This window comes from Frankia tisae (assembly GCF_025403405.1).
In the GTDB taxonomy this organism is placed as follows: Bacteria; Actinomycetota; Actinomycetes; order Frankiales; family Frankiaceae; genus Frankia; species Frankia tisai.
Window position 1 is genome coordinate 1 of sequence record NZ_JANEZT010000145.1, and the last position, 15181, is coordinate 15181.

General features: G+C 73.2%; 12 protein-coding genes. 8 read left to right on the forward strand and 4 right to left on the reverse strand.

Annotated elements, in window-relative coordinates; all coding sequences use genetic code 11:
* Positions 1–258: hypothetical protein (locus NBZ85_RS15380; RefSeq protein WP_261562103.1), on the forward strand; the 258-nt coding region annotated here is incomplete at its 5' end.
* 34 nt (positions 259–292) lie between these two features.
* Positions 293–769, forward strand: a complete 477-nt coding sequence (locus NBZ85_RS15385) for a GatB/YqeY domain-containing protein (RefSeq protein WP_261557399.1) — start codon at positions 293–295, stop codon at positions 767–769.
* 52 nt (positions 770–821) lie between these two features.
* Here NBZ85_RS15385 and NBZ85_RS15390 read toward each other — a convergent pair whose 3' ends face one another.
* A complete protein-coding gene (locus NBZ85_RS15390) occupies positions 822–3548 on the reverse strand; it encodes a penicillin-binding protein (RefSeq protein ID WP_261562104.1) in 2727 nt (908 codons plus the stop codon).
* Positions 3549–4100: 552 nt separating this feature from the next.
* On the opposite strand from NBZ85_RS15390, the gene NBZ85_RS15395 reads away from it, so the two are divergent.
* A complete protein-coding gene (locus tag NBZ85_RS15395) occupies positions 4101–4457 on the forward strand; it encodes a WhiB family transcriptional regulator (protein ID WP_261557403.1) in 357 nt (118 codons plus the stop codon).
* A gap of 103 nt (positions 4458–4560) precedes the next feature.
* Here NBZ85_RS15395 and bagB read toward each other — a convergent pair whose 3' ends face one another.
* Together bagB and bagA are read right to left on the reverse strand one after the other, a co-directional pair.
* Entirely contained in the window at positions 4561–5952 is a 1392-nt protein-coding gene (gene bagB, locus NBZ85_RS15400) for an ArsA family ATPase (protein WP_261557407.1), read from the reverse strand.
* Positions 5949–7016, reverse strand: a complete 1068-nt coding sequence (gene bagA / locus NBZ85_RS15405; RefSeq protein ID WP_261557408.1) for an ATPase BagA — start codon at positions 7014–7016, stop codon at positions 5949–5951. Before bagA ends, bagB begins: the two co-directional genes overlap by 4 nt.
* 95 nt (positions 7017–7111) lie before the next feature.
* On the opposite strand from bagA, the gene sp36 reads away from it, so the two are divergent.
* The 5 genes from sp36 (at position 7112) to NBZ85_RS15430 (ending at position 13796) form a co-directional block, all read left to right on the forward strand.
* Positions 7112–7279 (forward strand): Sp36 family protein, encoded by a 168-nt coding sequence (gene sp36 / locus NBZ85_RS15410; protein ID WP_261557409.1) that lies wholly within the window; start codon positions 7112–7114, stop codon positions 7277–7279.
* Between the two features lies 1 nt (position 7280).
* Positions 7281–7754, forward strand: coding sequence for a RidA family protein (locus tag NBZ85_RS15415; protein WP_261557411.1), 474 nt, complete (start codon positions 7281–7283; stop codon positions 7752–7754).
* A gap of 80 nt (positions 7755–7834) precedes the next feature.
* Positions 7835–8770: an NUDIX hydrolase gene (locus NBZ85_RS15420; RefSeq protein WP_261557413.1), complete on the forward strand. Its 936-nt coding sequence runs from the start codon at positions 7835–7837 to the stop codon at positions 8768–8770.
* 11 nt (positions 8771–8781) lie between these two features.
* Complete coding sequence (locus tag NBZ85_RS15425) at positions 8782–9624, forward strand: MBL fold metallo-hydrolase (protein ID WP_261557414.1); 843 nt, start codon at positions 8782–8784, stop codon at positions 9622–9624.
* A 488-nt stretch (positions 9625–10112) separates the two neighbouring features.
* Entirely contained in the window at positions 10113–13796 is a 3684-nt protein-coding gene (locus NBZ85_RS15430; RefSeq protein WP_261562105.1) for an AAA family ATPase, read from the forward strand.
* 294 nt (positions 13797–14090) lie between these two features.
* Here NBZ85_RS15430 and NBZ85_RS15435 read toward each other — a convergent pair whose 3' ends face one another.
* Positions 14091–14792, reverse strand: coding sequence for a Crp/Fnr family transcriptional regulator (locus tag NBZ85_RS15435; protein WP_264761768.1), 702 nt, complete (start codon positions 14790–14792; stop codon positions 14091–14093).
* Positions 14793–15181 lie beyond the last annotated feature (389 nt).

The following is a 15181-nucleotide window of genomic DNA, read 5'->3' on the forward strand; positions in this document are numbered from 1 at the left end:
CCACCCGGCCCCGCGCTTCCCGCCACCGTGCTCCCACTCGCCACCACAACCTCCTCGGCCCGGCTCCTCATGCTCCCCGACGCCCCGGCCGGCCGCCTCATCCGCGTCGGCGCCGTCCGATCGGCCCGAGGGTCCCACCGCGAGAGAGGGACCACATCCCGGGACGGTGGCCTGCCAGGGGCCGCGCACCACAGTCTCATCCCCGGTTCGCCGCGGCCGGGCGCCACCCCGGCCGGCCGCCGCCGTGGCCAGGCGTGACCAGCTCACCCGCGAACCATAGGCTGCGTTGACTATGAGCACCCCCACGGAACGGAGCACGCTGCAGCAGCGGCTCCGCGCCGACCTGACCACCGCGATGAAGGCTCGTGACGAGCTGCGGACGTCCACTCTCCGGCTGGCGCTGGCCGCCGTGAAGGACGCGGAGGTCGCTGGCACCACCGCCCGCGTCCTCGACGACGCGGAGGTCTCGAAGGTCCTGACCCGCGAGGTGAAGAAGCGGCGGGAGGCGGCGGACGCCTACGCTGCGGCCGGTCGCGCCGAAAAGGCCGAACGGGAGCGCGTCGAGGGCGAGGTGCTGGGCGAGTACCTGCCCCGCCAGCTCGGCGACGACGAGCTGGCCGCCATCATCGACCGCGCGCTCGCCGAACTGGACCTGTCCGGGCCGAGGGCGATCGGGCCGGCGATGAAGTCCGTGCAGGCCGCCGTGGCCGGCCGGGCCGAGGGCGGCCGGGTTGCCGCGATGGTGAAGGCCAGGCTCGCCGGCGCCTGACCGCCGTCACAACGCGACGCCAGCCGGCACTGCTCGGGCGCCGCGATGCTGCTCAGGCGCCGCGGCGCTGCGTGCGGTTGCCGCGCGGCCGGCCGGGCCAGGCCAGCGGGTCGTTCCCGGGGATGGCCGGCGAGCTCAGTTGCTCGCGCGGATTCGCCCCGAAGGTACCCGGCAGGCCGGTCCCGGCAGCCGGCGGGACGGGCTGCCCCAGCCCCGCCGGCGGTGAACCTCCGGGCAGCACCGACGCACCGGTCAACCCGCCGGAGACCGAGAGCCTGATCTCCGTGTTGATGGAGACCGGGCCGCCGGGTCCCGGGGACATGTACACCACGATCCCGGGGGCGACCGGCGCGGGGACCGGCTGCGACGTGACGTGGAAGCCAAGCTGGACGAGCATCTGCTCGGCCACCTGCTGCGGCTGGCCGACCACGTTCGGCAGGACCTTCGTCGGCACCTGCGGCTGGGTGTCGTCCGGCGCCGGCAGCGGCTCGACCGGTAGGCCCAAACCGTTGATCGTCCGGGTCATGGTCCGGGACCAGACCTGCGCCGGATACCCGCCGCCGAAGACGTTGCGGCCGAGCACATTGGTCAGCGGATGCGAGGTCGGCCCGCGCGGGTCGGCGAGGGTGACCGCCGCGGCGAGCTGCGGGATGTAACCGGCGAAAGACGCGGTGCTGAAGCCCTCGGCGGTGCCCGTCTTGCCCGCGGCCGGCCGGCCGATCTGCCCGTTGCCGCTGGCCGTCCCGTGGTTGATGACGCCCTCCAGCACCGCGCTGACCGTGTCCGCGATCTTCGGATCGAGCACCTGTTCGCAGGGCGCGCCGGCGTTGAACGGCAGTGGCCGATCCGCGCCGCCGACCCGCTGCGTGATCGCGAGGACGGTGCGCGGGTCACAGCGGCGCCCCCGCGCCGCCAGCGTCGAATAGGCGGTGGCGAGATCCATCGTGCTGATTTCGTTGGAGCCGAGGATCGAGGAGCCGTCGACGCGGCTGATCCCGTCGATCCCCTTGCATTCCGGGTCGTCGTTGTTCTGCGGGCGGATCCGGCAGGAGGAGACGCCCATCCGGCGGGCGACCTCCGCCGTCTTCAACACGCCCAGCTTCTCGGCGAGCTGGATGTAGTAGGTGTTGACCGACCCCCAGGTGGCGGTCGTCAGCGAGTAGAAACCGTCCTCGCTCGGATCGGCGTTGCCGTAGCAGTTCTTGTGTTCCGGATCCGGGTTCGGGAAGACGTTGGAGTGATAGCAGACGGGGGCGTGCAGCGTCGTCGACAGCGGCAGGCCGGACTCGAGCGCGGAGATCAGGGTGAACACCTTGAAGGTCGACCCGGGGGAGAACGAGTCCTCGTCGGCCGGGTAGATCTCCTTCGTGTGCACGAAATCCGTCGACAGGCTCGCCGGCTGGCCGTCGCCCGTCGCCCCGTACTCCCGGTTGATCGCGATGGCGAGCACCTGGCCCGTGCCCGGCTGCATCATCGCGACACTCGCCGCCACCCGGTTGCCGATCGGGATGACCTCCGTGGCGGCCGACTGCGCGGCCTGCTCCGCGACCGGGTCCAACGTCGTTCTGATGGTGAGACCGCCCTCGAACAGCAGCCTGCGAGCGTCTGCCTCGGTGGGGGCGAAGGTTCTGTCGTTGAGGAGCTGCTGGCGGACCAGCGCGCAGAAGAACGGCGCACCCGAGTCTGCGCACGCGTCGGCCGACCGCGCGGGATGGTCGAGCACCAGCTCACTGTCGTGCGCCTGGCGGAAGTCGGCCTGGCTGAGGTGATGCAGCTCCAGCATCCGGTCGAGCACCACGTTGCGTCGTTCCCGGGCCGTCTGCGGATGCAGCACCGGGTTGAAGGCGGTCGGGTTCTTCACCAGTCCGGCCAGGGTCGCCGCCTGCGGCAGTGTGAGCCGCTCCACGTCGACGTTGAAGTAGTGCTTCGCCGCGACCTCGATGCCGTAGGCGCCGTCGCCGAAATAGGCGATGTTCAGGTAACGCTCGAGGATCTCATCCTTGCTCAGATGCGCCTCGAGATAGAGCGCATACCGCGCCTCCCGCAGCTTGCGCCGCACCGTCTGCTCGGTGGCGGCCTTCTTCTCCGCCGGCGTGGCGGCCGACATCAGCAGGACGTTCTTGACGTACTGCTGGGTCAGCGTGGATCCGCCCTGGGTAACCTCGCCGTTCTCCCGGTTGGTCAGATAGGCGCGGGCGAGGCCCTTGTAGTCCAGCCCGTCGTGTTCGTAGAAGCGCGAGTCCTCGATGTCGACGACGGCCTGGCGCATCACCGGGGGAACCCGGCTCAGCGGGACGACCTCGCGGTTCTGCTCGCCGGACAGGATGGCGATCTGATTGCCGCGCGCGTCGAGGATCCGCGACGCCTGCGCGGGCGAGGGAACCGTGAGGTTCGCCGGCAGGTTCATGAAGTCGTCGGCGCTGTCCTTGACGGTCAGCCCCACCGCGCCGACCACCGGCAACGCGAGCATGCCGACCAGCACCCCGGCCACCACGCTGAGCAGGCCCAACCCGGCCAGCCGGCTAGCCACCCGGCGCGCGCTGCGCCCCCCGGTGCCGCTGCGCCCCCCGGTGCCGCTGCGGCCGACGGTGCCGCCCCGGCCGTGCGAGCCACGCCAGGTGACGGCGAAAGATCTCGGTCGGTAGAGGTCACCGACCTCGCGGCCCCGCGCGGAACCGGCGGACGCCGGCCCGGCCGGCGCCGGCCGGCGCCGAGGGGGCGGCTGCCCAGGGGGCACTGGGTGCCCAGGGGGCACTGGGTGCCCAGGGGGCGTGGTCATCGGCGGATCTCCGTCCAGCCAGGCTGGGACACCAGTCGGAGCATACGGGCCAACATCTGATCAACCCTCCTCACCCTCGTCGGGCAGGCCGGTACAACGACGGTCAGGAGACCGTCCAAGCGGGGCGATAAGGCCTCGACCTGGGACGCCGCAATTGCGGCGGCGGATGGCTTGACCGGCCTCCGACGGCGAGCCTCGGACTAGCGTGACGACCTCCACATCACCACGCCCGACGCGGGCCCACCATGCCCACCAACGGGCTACCGGGTTGGAGTGGGTTTTGTGTGGAAGTTCCCATGTCAGCCAGACATCGGGACCATGGAAGAACTACTAGACCTCCAGTGCGATACCTGAATGTCACCCATCCGACATACGGTTGTCACAGACCGCACTACTGAGGCGATCCGGATCAATGGCCCGGACTAGTCATATGGACAACCACCCGTGTGGGGTCTGTGCCGTGGCCACGCCACTCCGTACGGTTTCGGGTCAACGCCACGTCACCACCCGCACGGGCCCCCTGACCCGGACTCGAGAAGAAAGGCAGGTGGCATGACCAGAAGCCTGGCCCCCGCCGTCAGCACGACCCACCGCGTCAACCCGACCCTCCTTGTGGGTTCCACCGTCGACGGCGACTGGACGGCCCACGCCGCCTGTCGCGACCTCGACCCGGATGAGCTGTTCGTCCAGGGCGCCGCCCAGAACCGGGTGAAGACCCGGTGCTTCGGCTGCGCCGTCCGCACCGACTGCCTCGCCGACGCCCTCGACAACCATGTCGAGTTCGGCGTCTGGGGCGGCATGACCGAACGGGAGCGCCGAGCGCTGCTGCGTCGCCGCCCGGACGTCACGTCCTGGCGCAAGCTGCTCGCCGACGCCCAGGCTGATCATCGATCAGCGTCCGCCGGTTAGTCTGCATCACCGACACGGGCCACCAGCCCGTGACGCGCACCCGATTCCGCCCGAGGACAGCGTCGTCCCGGTTCGGAACGCAGTCCTCGCCGCCGGCCGAGTCTCAGCCGGCCCGTTCCAGCCGCTCGACCCGAGCCAGCGCGGCGCCGATCTCGCGCAGCCCCGCCAGGTCGTGCACGTCCTCGGACAGCGCCTCCACCTCCACCAGCGGGGTGTCGGGATGGGCGCTGGTGAACCGCTCCCGCAGCCGCGCCTCCCGGCTGGCCAGCCGCACCCGCTCGGCGTGAATGCGTAGCACCGCCGCCGCGAGTGGATGCTCCCCGTGCTCGTCGAGGTTTTCGGCGGCCGCCAGGCTGCGCTCGGCGGTGAGCACCGTCGCGTCGCTGTGGTGCGTCCGGTTCACCACCAGCCCGGCCAGCGGCATCCCCTCCGCATCAAGCCGGTCGACGAAGTACGAGGCCTCGCGCAGCGCCGCCGCCTCGGGCGCGGCGACGACAACAAACGAGGTGCCAGGATTGCCGAGCAGGCGGTAGGTCTCCTCCGCCCGGGCCCGGAAGCCGCCGAACATCGTCTCCAGGGCGGCGACGAACTGGCTGACATCCATGAGCAGCTGGGCGCCGAGCACCTTGGTGATCACCTTGGTGAACATGCCGAGGCCGACGCCGAGCACCTTCGCGTAGGCCCGGCCGCCGGCCTTGGCCGGCGCGAGCAGCAGACGCAGCAGGCGCCCGTCCAGGAACGTGCCCAGCCGCGTCGGCGCATCGAGGAAGTCCAGAGCCGACCGGGTGGGCGGCGTGTCGACGACGATGAGGTCCCATTCGTCGGACGCGTCGAGCTGGCCGAGCTTCTCCATCGCCATGTACTCCTGCGTCCCGGAGAAGGAGGACGACAGCGACTGGTAGAAGGGGTTCGCGAGCAGCGCCTCGGCCCGCTCGGGAGTGCTGTGAGCCAGGACGATCTCGTCGAACGTCCGCTTCATGTCGAGCATCATCGCGTCGAGGCGCCCGCCGGCGGAGCCGTCGACCCCGGCCACCTCGCGCGGGGTGTTGTCGAGCGCGGTCAGTCCCAGCGACTGGGCGAGCCGGCGCGCCGGGTCGATGGTCAGGACCACCACGTCGCGCCCGCGCTCGGCGGCGCGCAGCGCCAGCGCCGCGGCCGTGGTGGTCTTGCCGACGCCGCCCGAGCCGCAGCAGACGATGATGCGCTCGGTGTCGAGCATCGCGTCGACGTCGAGCAGCGGCGCCCCCGCCGGGTGCGGCCGGACCCGGCGGGTCGCGGACCCGGCGGACCGGGCCGCGGCAGGTCCCGCCGGCCCTGCGGAGCGGCGCCGGGTGCCCTCGGTCTTCGCCCCGCCGCTCCCCCCGGTGCCAGCCTTCGCGGTGCCAGCCTTCGCGGTGCCAGCCGCCTTCGCCGGTCTCGCCGTGGCTCTGGTCGACCGGGAACTCGCCTCGGCCTGCGGCCGCTCGTCGCCGGGCGTCGGGCCCACGGCGCTCACCCCACCATCTGCTGCGCGCGCAGCATCTCCGCAAACCGGTAGATCGTGCCGACATCGACCCCGTCCGCGACCAGCGGCATCTCGTACACCGGGCGGCCGAGCGCGGCGATCTCGGCCCGCTCGGCCGTCTCCAGCACCACCCGGTCGGCGTGCTGGGCCGCCTCCCAGGCCAACGCGTCGACCAGGTCTCGAGTCGGCTCCAGGCCCGCCTCCTTGATCCCGGCGGCGAGTTCCTCCCGGTCGAGCTCACCGCGGCGGGCCAGCCGCGACTGGCTGGCCTTCAGCAGCGGCGAGCGCGCCATGTTGACGATCACCCCGCCGAGCGGCAGCCCGACCCGGGTGAGCTCGGCGACACCGTCCACGGTCTCCTGGACGGGCATCTCCTCCAGCAGTGTGACCAGATGCACGGCGGCACGTTCGGGCCGCAACACTGCCATCACGCTGTCGGCCTGGGCGCGGATGGGACCCATCTTGGCCAGGCCGGCGACCTCGGCGGTCACGTTGAGGAAGCGGGAGATCCGCCCGGTGGGCGGCGCGTCGAGCACGACCGCGTCGTAGGCAAGCCCCCCCGGACGGGTGGCATCAGGGCGGTTGACGGCCTCCTTCACCTTGCCGGTGAGCAGCACGTCGCGCACCCCGGGCGCGACCGTGGTCGCGAAGTCCACCGCGCCGATCTTGCTCAGTGCCTTCCCGGCCCGACGCAGGTTGTAGAACATCTCCAGGTATTCCAGCAGGGCCTCGTCCGCGTCGATCGCGAGCGCGAACACCTCGCCGCCGCCGGGCGCGCTGGCCACCTTGCGCTCCTGGTAGGGCAGCGGCGGCGTGTCGAACAGCTGGGCGATCTGTTGGCGGCCCTCGACCTCGGTGAGCAGGATCCGGCGACCGCCGGTAGCCAGCGCCACCGCGAGCGCGCCCGCCATCGTCGTCTTACCGGTTCCGCCCTTACCGGTGACGATATGCAGCCGACGGTCCCACGGACCGCCCGCCTCGTCGTCGGAGTCCTCGGTCACGGTGCGCTTGCCGCTCACACGCTCGACCGTACCCGCGTGCCCGGCCCTCGCCATGCCGGAAGGCGGTGAGCGCCCGCGCGGCGGCGCACTGGCCGGCGGCGGGACGAGGTGTCCGGGGCCGCCGACCGGATGCTCTAAGGTCCGGTGTCATGCAGACGAAGTGGGAGTACTTCACGGCCCCGTTGCTGATCCACAACACCAAGCAGATCCTCGACACCTTCGGCGAGGACGGGTGGGAGCTTGTGCAGGTCGTCCCCAGCCCCACGAACCCCGAGGGCCTCGTCGCCTACTTCAAGCGGCCCAGGGGCCAGTCCTGAGATGACCAGCCCGAGTACCCGCCTGGCCGGGCTGGGACTGACGCTGCCGCCGGTGGCGAGCCCGGCGGGCGCCTACCTCCCCGCGGTCCGTGACGGCGATCTGGTCTGGACCGCCGGGCAGCTGCCGATCGTCGACGGACGGCTGGTCGCCACCGGCCTGGTCGGCGAGGCGGTCGACGCCGAGCACGCGGCGGAGCTGGCCCGGATCGCGGCGCTCAACGCGCTGGCGGCCGTCGCCGCGCAGGCCGGCGGTCTGGACGGGATCATCCGGATCGTCAAGCTGGTCGGATTCGTCGCGAGCGCCGCCGGGTTCACCGCGCAGCCTGCGGTCCTCAACGGGGCGAGTGAGCTGTTCGTCGACGTCTTCGGCGACGCCGGCCGACACGCCCGATCGGCGGTCGGGGTAGCCGCGCTGCCGCTGGGGGCTCCGGTGGAACTCGAGGTGGTAGCCCGGGTGGCCGCCGCCGCCTACTGAGCCGGATCGCCGCGGTCCGGGCGATGAGGTTCGAACTCAACCGGCGACGGTCGTCGGTGGTCGTCACTAGCATCACCCCTATGGTCGATCACAAGGCTGCCCTGCTCGGCCGGCTGCAACGGTCGCTGGTCGTCGTCCGTGACCCCGCCGCTCCCGGGGCGGGGGCGGGGGCGGCACAGTCCCCGGCGAGCTCCGTGGCGCCCGTGCGGGACGCCGCCACGGTCGTCCTGCTGCGTGACGCGCCGAGCGGTCGCGGCCTCGAGGCCTACCTGCTGCGGCGGGTGGCGGGGATGGCCTTCGCCGGCGGGATGTACGCGTTCCCCGGCGGCCGGGTGGATCCGACCGACATGGGGCCCGACGTGCCCTGGGCCGGTCCCCCGGTCACCGAGGTGATGCACGCGCTCGACGCGGACCCCGCGCTCGCCCGGGCTCTGGTGTGCGCCGCGGTGCGCGAGACCTTCGAGGAGTGCGGCGTGCTGCTGGCCGGTGCCGTCACGCCGGACCCGGCCGGCGGCACGGGCGCCACGGAGGCGTTCGACCCGACGGCACGCGCCGAGGCCCGCCGGGCACTGGAGCGCCACGAGCTCGGGCTGAGCGAACTGCTGCGCCGCCACGCCCTGGCGCTGCGGGCCGACCTGCTCGCGCCCTGGGCCCGGTGGGTCACCCCGGAGATCGAGCCGCGGCGCTACGACACCCGGTTCTTCGTCGCCGCCCTGCCCGGCGGCCAGACCCCGCAGCAGCCCTCCGGGGAGGCCGACCGGATGGAGTGGATGCGTCCCGCCGACGCGCTCGAGCGCCACGCCGCCGGCACGTTGGGCATGCTGCCGCCCACCGCGTTCACGCTGGCCGAGCTGTGCGAGCACGACGACGTCGCGTCGGTCCTCGCCGCCGCCCACGCCCGCGACCTGTCACCGATCATGCCGAAGATCCTCGTCAGCGGTGGGGAGGCACACCTGCTGTTGCCGCACGACGAGGCCTACGACCCGCCGGGCGACAGCGGGCCGGTCCAGCGGTAAGGCTTGAGTCCATGACGACTCCTCGACAGGTCACCCCGCTGGCCGCGGTGCTGCTGGCACCGAACCCGGGTCCGATGACGCTGGACGGCACCAACACCTGGCTCCTGCGCGCCGCGGGCGAACCGGGGTGCGTGGTGGTGGATCCCGGCCCCGACGATGCCGGGCACCTGGCCGCGGTGGCGGCCGCCGGACGCGTCGAGCTGATCCTGCTCACCCACGGACACGCCGATCACAGCGCGGGCGCCGCCGTGTTGCACCGGCTCACCGGCGCCTCGGTCCGCGCGCTGGACCCGGCGCACCGCCTCGGGTCGGAGGGGCTCATCGCCGGTGACGTGATCGCCACCGCGGGGATCGAGCTGCGCGTGCTGCCCACCCCCGGCCACACCTCGGACTCGCTGTCGTTCCTGCTCAGCGGGGACGAGCGCTCGGTGCCGAGCCCCCACGCGGACGCCGCCGGCACCGTCGGCCCGCCGTCCGGACCGGCGGTGCTCACCGGGGACACGATCCTGGGCCGCGGCACCACCGTCGTCGCCCACCCCGACGGGCGTCTCGGGGACTACCTCGACAGCCTGCGACTGCTGCAGGAGCTGGGGGATACCACGGTGCTGCCGGGGCACGGCCCGGAGCTGCCCGCCGCCGGCCGTGCCGCGGAGCACTACCTGGCCCACCGCCGGGCCCGCCTGGACCAGGTCCGCCGTGCGCTTGCGGACGCCGGGGTCGACGCCGCCGAGGCCGATCCTGCCGACGTGGTCCGTCGGGTGTACGCGGATACCGACCGGGCGCTGTGGTTCGCGGCCGAGCTTTCCGTCCGGGCCCAACTGGACTACTTGCGGGAGCATCCCGACATCCCCTGAACGAGCCAGGCACTGCGGGTTCGTCTCTTTGACCGCATTTTGCGATATATCCTCACGGCGATCGTGAGCGGGGCCACTCGTGCGGACCTGCGCCATCGGCCGCGGGCCAGGTCCCGTCAGCCCTTCCCACGGGCGCCGACCAGGTAGACCGGGGTGGCCGGCCAGGGACGGACGGCACCCGATCCGGCCTCGACGGCGCCCAGCGGCGAGGCCGGGCGACCCCGATACCACCGGAAGGCACCAACGCGGCTGCGGTCGGTCACCCGCCGGGAGGCGATCCCGGGAACGAGACCCAGACCACTAAACTCTGGCGCGGAGGGAACCGCTCGTGCGCAGGATGACCACTTTGACCAGCCGGAGACCGAGCGACCGGTCCGGGGCGGCCCGTGGCCACCCGGTCGGGCGAGACGCGGCACCGGTGACGTCCCTACTCCGGGAGGCCCGCAGATGAGGGTGCCCGCGCGATCCCCACGCCCCGGACCGCGACCATGGTGATCACCGCGCCGCACACAGGGCCGCTGCGCTGCCCCCGGTGCGGCTCGGCGGCCGTCCCCGGCGGGCGGTTCTGCTACAGCTGCGGCCTGGAGTTCGATTCGGCCGAAGCCCCCGCGTCCGAGGTCCCGGAGCGGCGCGTCGTCACCGTGCTGTTCGGCGACCTGTCCGACTTCACCGGCTGGGCTGACAATCGCGACCCGGAGCGCGTCGGTGAAATGACCGACCGGGTGCTCGCGGCGCTGGCACACGAGATCGACGAGGTCGGCGGCCGCGTCGACAACCTCACCGGCGACGGCATCATGGCGGTGTTCGGCGCGCCGACCGCCCACGAGGACGACCCGGAACGCGCCGTGCGGGCCGCCGCCGCGATGCAGGAGACCGTCCGCCGGCTGGTGCAGGACACCGCCGGCGACAGCGCTGAGGGCCGCCTCGGCCTGCGGATCGGGATCAACACCGGCGAGGTCCTGGCCGGGGTGCAGGCGGCCATCTCGTACACGGTGATCGGCGACACGGTGAACACCGCGGCCCGGCTGTCGGCCGCAGCCACGATCGGCACCGTGTATGCGGGCCGCGAGACGGTGCTGGCGACCGGGTCGGTGGCGAGCTGGCGCGAGCTGGCCGATCTCGTTCTCAAGGGCAAGCGGGAACCGGTCCCGGCCTGGGAGCTGATCAGCCTGCGCCCGTCCAACGTCGCCCGGCCGGGGCTCGCCGACGACGCACCGTTCCTCGGCCGCGACGCGGAGCTGGCCGTCCTGGAGACCCTGTTCGCCGAGGTCGTCACCCGGCGCTCGCCGGAGGTCGCGCTGATCGTCGGCGAGGCCGGGATTGGCAAGACCCGGCTGGCCAGCGAGCTGGCGAACCGGGCGGAGCAGACCCCCGGCACAGTGGCGCTGTGGGGACGCACGGTCCGCCACGGCGACGGTCGCGGGCTCGCCCCCCTCGTCGACGTCGTGCGCAACGCCTGCGGCGTCACGGACGGCGACTCGCTCGACCGGGTGGCCGACCGGGTCCGGCGCACCGTGGCGGGCCTGGCCCACCCTCTCACCGGGGCGCGGCTGCCCGGCGGCATCGCCGACCGCTTACTCCTTCTGCTCGGCGTGCCACTGGACCGGCGCTCCACCATCCCGGCCACCACCCCGGGTGACCCGGCGGCCCGCGCCTCCCACATCGAGGAGGCCGAACAGCGCGCCACGGAGGCAACGGTGGAGGCCGTCGCGCTGCTACTCAGCGCGCTGGCGCGCTCCGGGCCCATCCTGGTGCTGATCGACGATCTGGAGTGGGCGACGAGCCAGCTCAGCGATGCGATGAGCCGGCTTGCCTCCCGCCTGTCCGGGCCGGTGCTGCTCGTTCTGCTCGACCGCGCCGACCCCCGCCTGGCCACCCTGCCGCGGATCCGGCGCATCGACCTGCAGCCGCTGAGCACGCAGGCATCCGGCCTGCTGCTGCAAAGCCACCTACGGGACAAGACGCTGGAGCCGCGCACCCGCGACGACCTGCTCGCCCGGGTGCACGGCAACCCGTTCTTCCTCGTCGAGCTGCTCAACCTCCTCATCGACCGGCGCCTGCTGCACCCCTCCGCCGGCACCGGCACCGGCACCGGCGACGGCGGCGGCGGCGGCGAGCTGGTACTCGACGGTTCGTTGGCCGAGACCCCGCTGCCCGCCGGCGTGCAGTCCGTGCTCGCCGCCCGCATCGACGATCTGGACCCGGCCGCCAAGGCGGTGCTACGGGCCGCGGCGGTGCTCGGCCGGCGGTTCCCCGCGGAGGCGCTGCCGATGGTCGACGAGCGGCCAGCCGGCGAGGTCACCCGCGCGCTGGAGGTGTTGACCGAACGCCAGCTCGTCCGCCCGCCGCGGGCCGCCGAGACCCGCTGGCGCTTCGTCCACCCGATGGCCCGGGACGTCGCGTACGCCGGCCTGCCGAAGGTCGAGCGGGCCCGCCGGCACGCCACGGCTGCCCGCTGGGGTGTCACGGCGATGATCGGCAGCTCCCGCTCGGTGTCGACCTTCGTCGCCGGTCACGCCCTGCGTGCTTACGATCTGGCCGCCTCGATGGGCCTGCCGCCGAGCGACCCGGCCTGGTCGTCCCGCATGTCCGGGTTCCATGCGCATGTCCGGCTGGCCCGGGCGGCGCTCGCCCGCGACGATCACCGGACCGCGGCCGACCTGCTCGCCAGTGCCCGCCGGCTCGGCCGGGGCATGATCGACACACAGGAGGACAACGTCGTCCGGGTGCTGCACGCCGAGGCCCTGGTGGGGCTGCGTCACCTCGACGAGGCCGAGCGCACCCTGCGCCCGGCGCTGCGTGCCGGCGCGCCCGCCCGCCGCGCCGCCGCCTTCTCCGTGCTCGGGGAGCTGCGCCAGAAGCAGGGCCGGACGGAGGAGGCCGCCCAGTGCCTGCTCACCGCGCTGGAATCGGCCCGCCAGGCCGGCGACGAGCGGGCCACGGCCGCGGCGCTGCGCCGGCTCGGCATGCTGGAGTACAACGCCGGCCGGATCGGCGCGGCCGAGGACCGGTATCGCGAGGCCCTCGGGATCGCCCGCCAGGTCGACGACCCGCGCGGCGTCGGCTGGGCGCTGCAGCACCTGGCCTGGAGCGCCACCACCCGCGGGGACTACCCCCGGGCCGAGCGGACGCTGCGTGAGGCGTCGGCGGTGTTCGAGCGGCTGGAGGACACCGGCGGGCTCGGCTGGTGCCGGGGTACCGAGGCACTGGTACTGCTGCTGTCCGGCCAGCTCACCCGGGCCCGCAAGCTGACCCGCGAACTCATCGAGATCGCGGGTTCCGTGGGCGAGCAGTGGGGCATGGGCGTCTGTCTGACCGTGGACGCGATCGCGGCCGCGGAGCTGGGGGACATCGCCGCCGCCGAGTCCCACGCGCAGCGGGCCACGGAGCTGTTCGAGAACTCCGAGTACACGTGGGGATCGATGCTGGTACTGGTCGCCCGGGGGCTCGCCGCTCGCGGCGCGGGAGAGCCGGCCCGCGGGGCGCGGTACCTGGAGCAGGCCTGCGACCAGGCCGCCGAGCGCGGCCACGTGGTCGTCGGCGCCCTGGCACGGGTGCTGCTCGGGCTGACCCTGCTCGACGCCGACGAGGTCGACAAGGCCGCGCAGGCCGCCGAGATCGCCCTCACCGACCTCGAGCACCTGGAGCTGCACCCGCACGCCCAGCTTGGAGCAAAGGTGCTCGTCGCCCAGATCGCCCGCGCCCGCGGCCGGACCGGGGCGGCGCTGGAGCTGCTGCGGGAGGCGCTGTCGGCGAGCGAGCCGGCGACGCTGATGTTCCCCCGCAGGCAGGCGTACGCGCACCTCGCCGGCATCCTGCTGGACGCGGGCCAGCCAGCCGAGGCGCTCGAGGTCGCCCGGCGGGCAGTCGCCGTGGACGCCGAGGACGTCCGCGCCCAGGTGCTGGGATACCGGGCACTGGGCACGGCCCTCGTCGCCAACGGCGATCTCGAGGGCGGCCGCAGCGCCTACCTGCGCGCGCTGGCCGCGGCCACCGCGACCGGGGCCGTCAGCGAGGCGCCGCAGACCAGGCGGTTGCTGGCCAGCCTGCCGCCCAGCGGAGGCTCGGCCGGCACCCGCAACCCCGTGGGCAGCGACGGACCGGCCGGCGATGGAAGCCCTGCCGACGGACCGGATGCGACCCTCCCTGCCGCGGTCGCAAGCGGCGGCTGAACCAGGGTGCCGCGGCGGACGTGGCGCGCTGTTTCCTGCGCCCGGTCGGCGCCCGAGGTGGGCCCGGTGCGGTCAGACCGCCCGGCGTGCAGAGGTCCCGGCGTGCAGAGGTAAGGAGCCGGCGGGCGGGTCGTCCATCGGGGGCGACCCGCACGCCGGCAACGGGTGCGGGCGTAACGCGGGGCGCGGAAGTACGGCTGTTCGGCTGGGCGTGGGCGTGGGTCATCGGCGGGGCGTACGGAGCTGGCGGGTCGTCCGGGCGGGCGCCGGGACGGTGCGCGACGAGCGCCGGGGCTAGCGGGCTCGGCGAGACAACCGTTCGCGGTCAAGCAGCACGACGGCGCGGGAGTCCAGGCGTAGCCAGCCTCGGGTGGCGAAGTCGGCGAGCGCCTTGTTCACCGTCTCCCGGGAGGCGCCGACCAGTTGGGCCAGCTCCTCCTGGGTAAGCCCGTGCTCAACCCGGACACCGGCCGCCTCGTTGCCGGGCTGCGCTGGCTCACCGAACCGCTCCGCCAGGTCGAGCAGGGCTTTCGCCACCCGACCGGGAACGTCCGTGAACACCATGTCCGCGACGTTGTCATTGGTGCGACGAAGCCGACGGGCAAGCACGCGCAGCAGCATTGCGCCCGCCTCGGGGCGGGAACGCAGCCAGGGCCGCAGCGCGGTGTGCTCCAGCGACAGCAACGACGCGTCCGTGACCGCGGTCGCGGTAGCCGTGCGTGGGCCGGGGTCGAACAACGAAAGCTCCCCGAACAGGTCACCAGGACCCATTACGGACAGCAGGTTCTCCCGGCCGTCGGCAGACTGACGCCCTATCTTCACCTTTCCGGACAGAACCACGAAGACCCGGTCACCGACATCTCCTTCACGGAACAGCACGTCCCCGCGGGTGACGTCCTGCCGATCAAGATGGTCGGAGAGGGCCAGCCGATCCTGCTCGGAGAGCCCGACGAACAGCGGTACGCGGGCAAGCAGATCCTCCACGGTCCTGAGCATGCCAGGACTAGCGGTGGAGGGCACGAGCAGGGACCCCCAGCAATCAAATTGCGCCATGCAGGTGAACGTGGAGCGACCAACCGTGCGCCGTTCGCGAGAATTCACCCTTGATCAGGCACTTCCGGACGGCACGTCCGGGTGTTTCGCTCCCCACCTCCGCGCCTTATCACGGGCCACAGGAGCCGTCTCGCCCAGAGGGGCCAGCCGGACACCGGGTCGATCGGCCCAGCCGGGGACGGGCCGATAGGCCCACCCTGCCACCTGGCCGGACGGCCAGGACCCGCCGGGGCCAACGGCCGGGGCCGTACGGGGCGAGCCGCCTGGCGTCACTTCCCCGCTTTGCCCGCCGCCCGAGCCCGCTACCTGCGACAACGCCTGCGGGCGGGAAC

Excerpts from the sequence above, each read along its gene's own strand:
- sp36 (WP_261557409.1), top strand. The coding sequence starts at position 7,112 with ATGCAGACGAAGTGGGAGTACTTCACGGCCCCGTTGCTGATCCACAAC.
- NBZ85_RS15435 (WP_264761768.1), bottom strand. The coding sequence starts at position 14,792 with ATGCTCAGGACCGTGGAGGATCTGCTTGCCCGCGTACCGCTGTTCGTC.
- NBZ85_RS15430 (WP_261562105.1), top strand. The coding sequence starts at position 10,113 with ATGGTGATCACCGCGCCGCACACAGGGCCGCTGCGCTGCCCCCGGTGC.
- NBZ85_RS15415 (WP_261557411.1), top strand. The coding sequence starts at position 7,281 with ATGACCAGCCCGAGTACCCGCCTGGCCGGGCTGGGACTGACGCTGCCG.
- NBZ85_RS15425 (WP_261557414.1), top strand. The coding sequence starts at position 8,782 with ATGACGACTCCTCGACAGGTCACCCCGCTGGCCGCGGTGCTGCTGGCA.
- NBZ85_RS15385 (WP_261557399.1), top strand. The coding sequence starts at position 293 with ATGAGCACCCCCACGGAACGGAGCACGCTGCAGCAGCGGCTCCGCGCC.
- NBZ85_RS15420 (WP_261557413.1), top strand. The coding sequence starts at position 7,835 with ATGGTCGATCACAAGGCTGCCCTGCTCGGCCGGCTGCAACGGTCGCTG.
- NBZ85_RS15390 (WP_261562104.1), bottom strand. The coding sequence starts at position 3,548 with ATGACCACGCCCCCTGGGCACCCAGTGCCCCCTGGGCACCCAGTGCCC.
- bagA (WP_261557408.1), bottom strand. The coding sequence starts at position 7,016 with ATGGCGAGGGCCGGGCACGCGGGTACGGTCGAGCGTGTGAGCGGCAAG.
- NBZ85_RS15395 (WP_261557403.1), top strand. The coding sequence starts at position 4,101 with ATGACCAGAAGCCTGGCCCCCGCCGTCAGCACGACCCACCGCGTCAAC.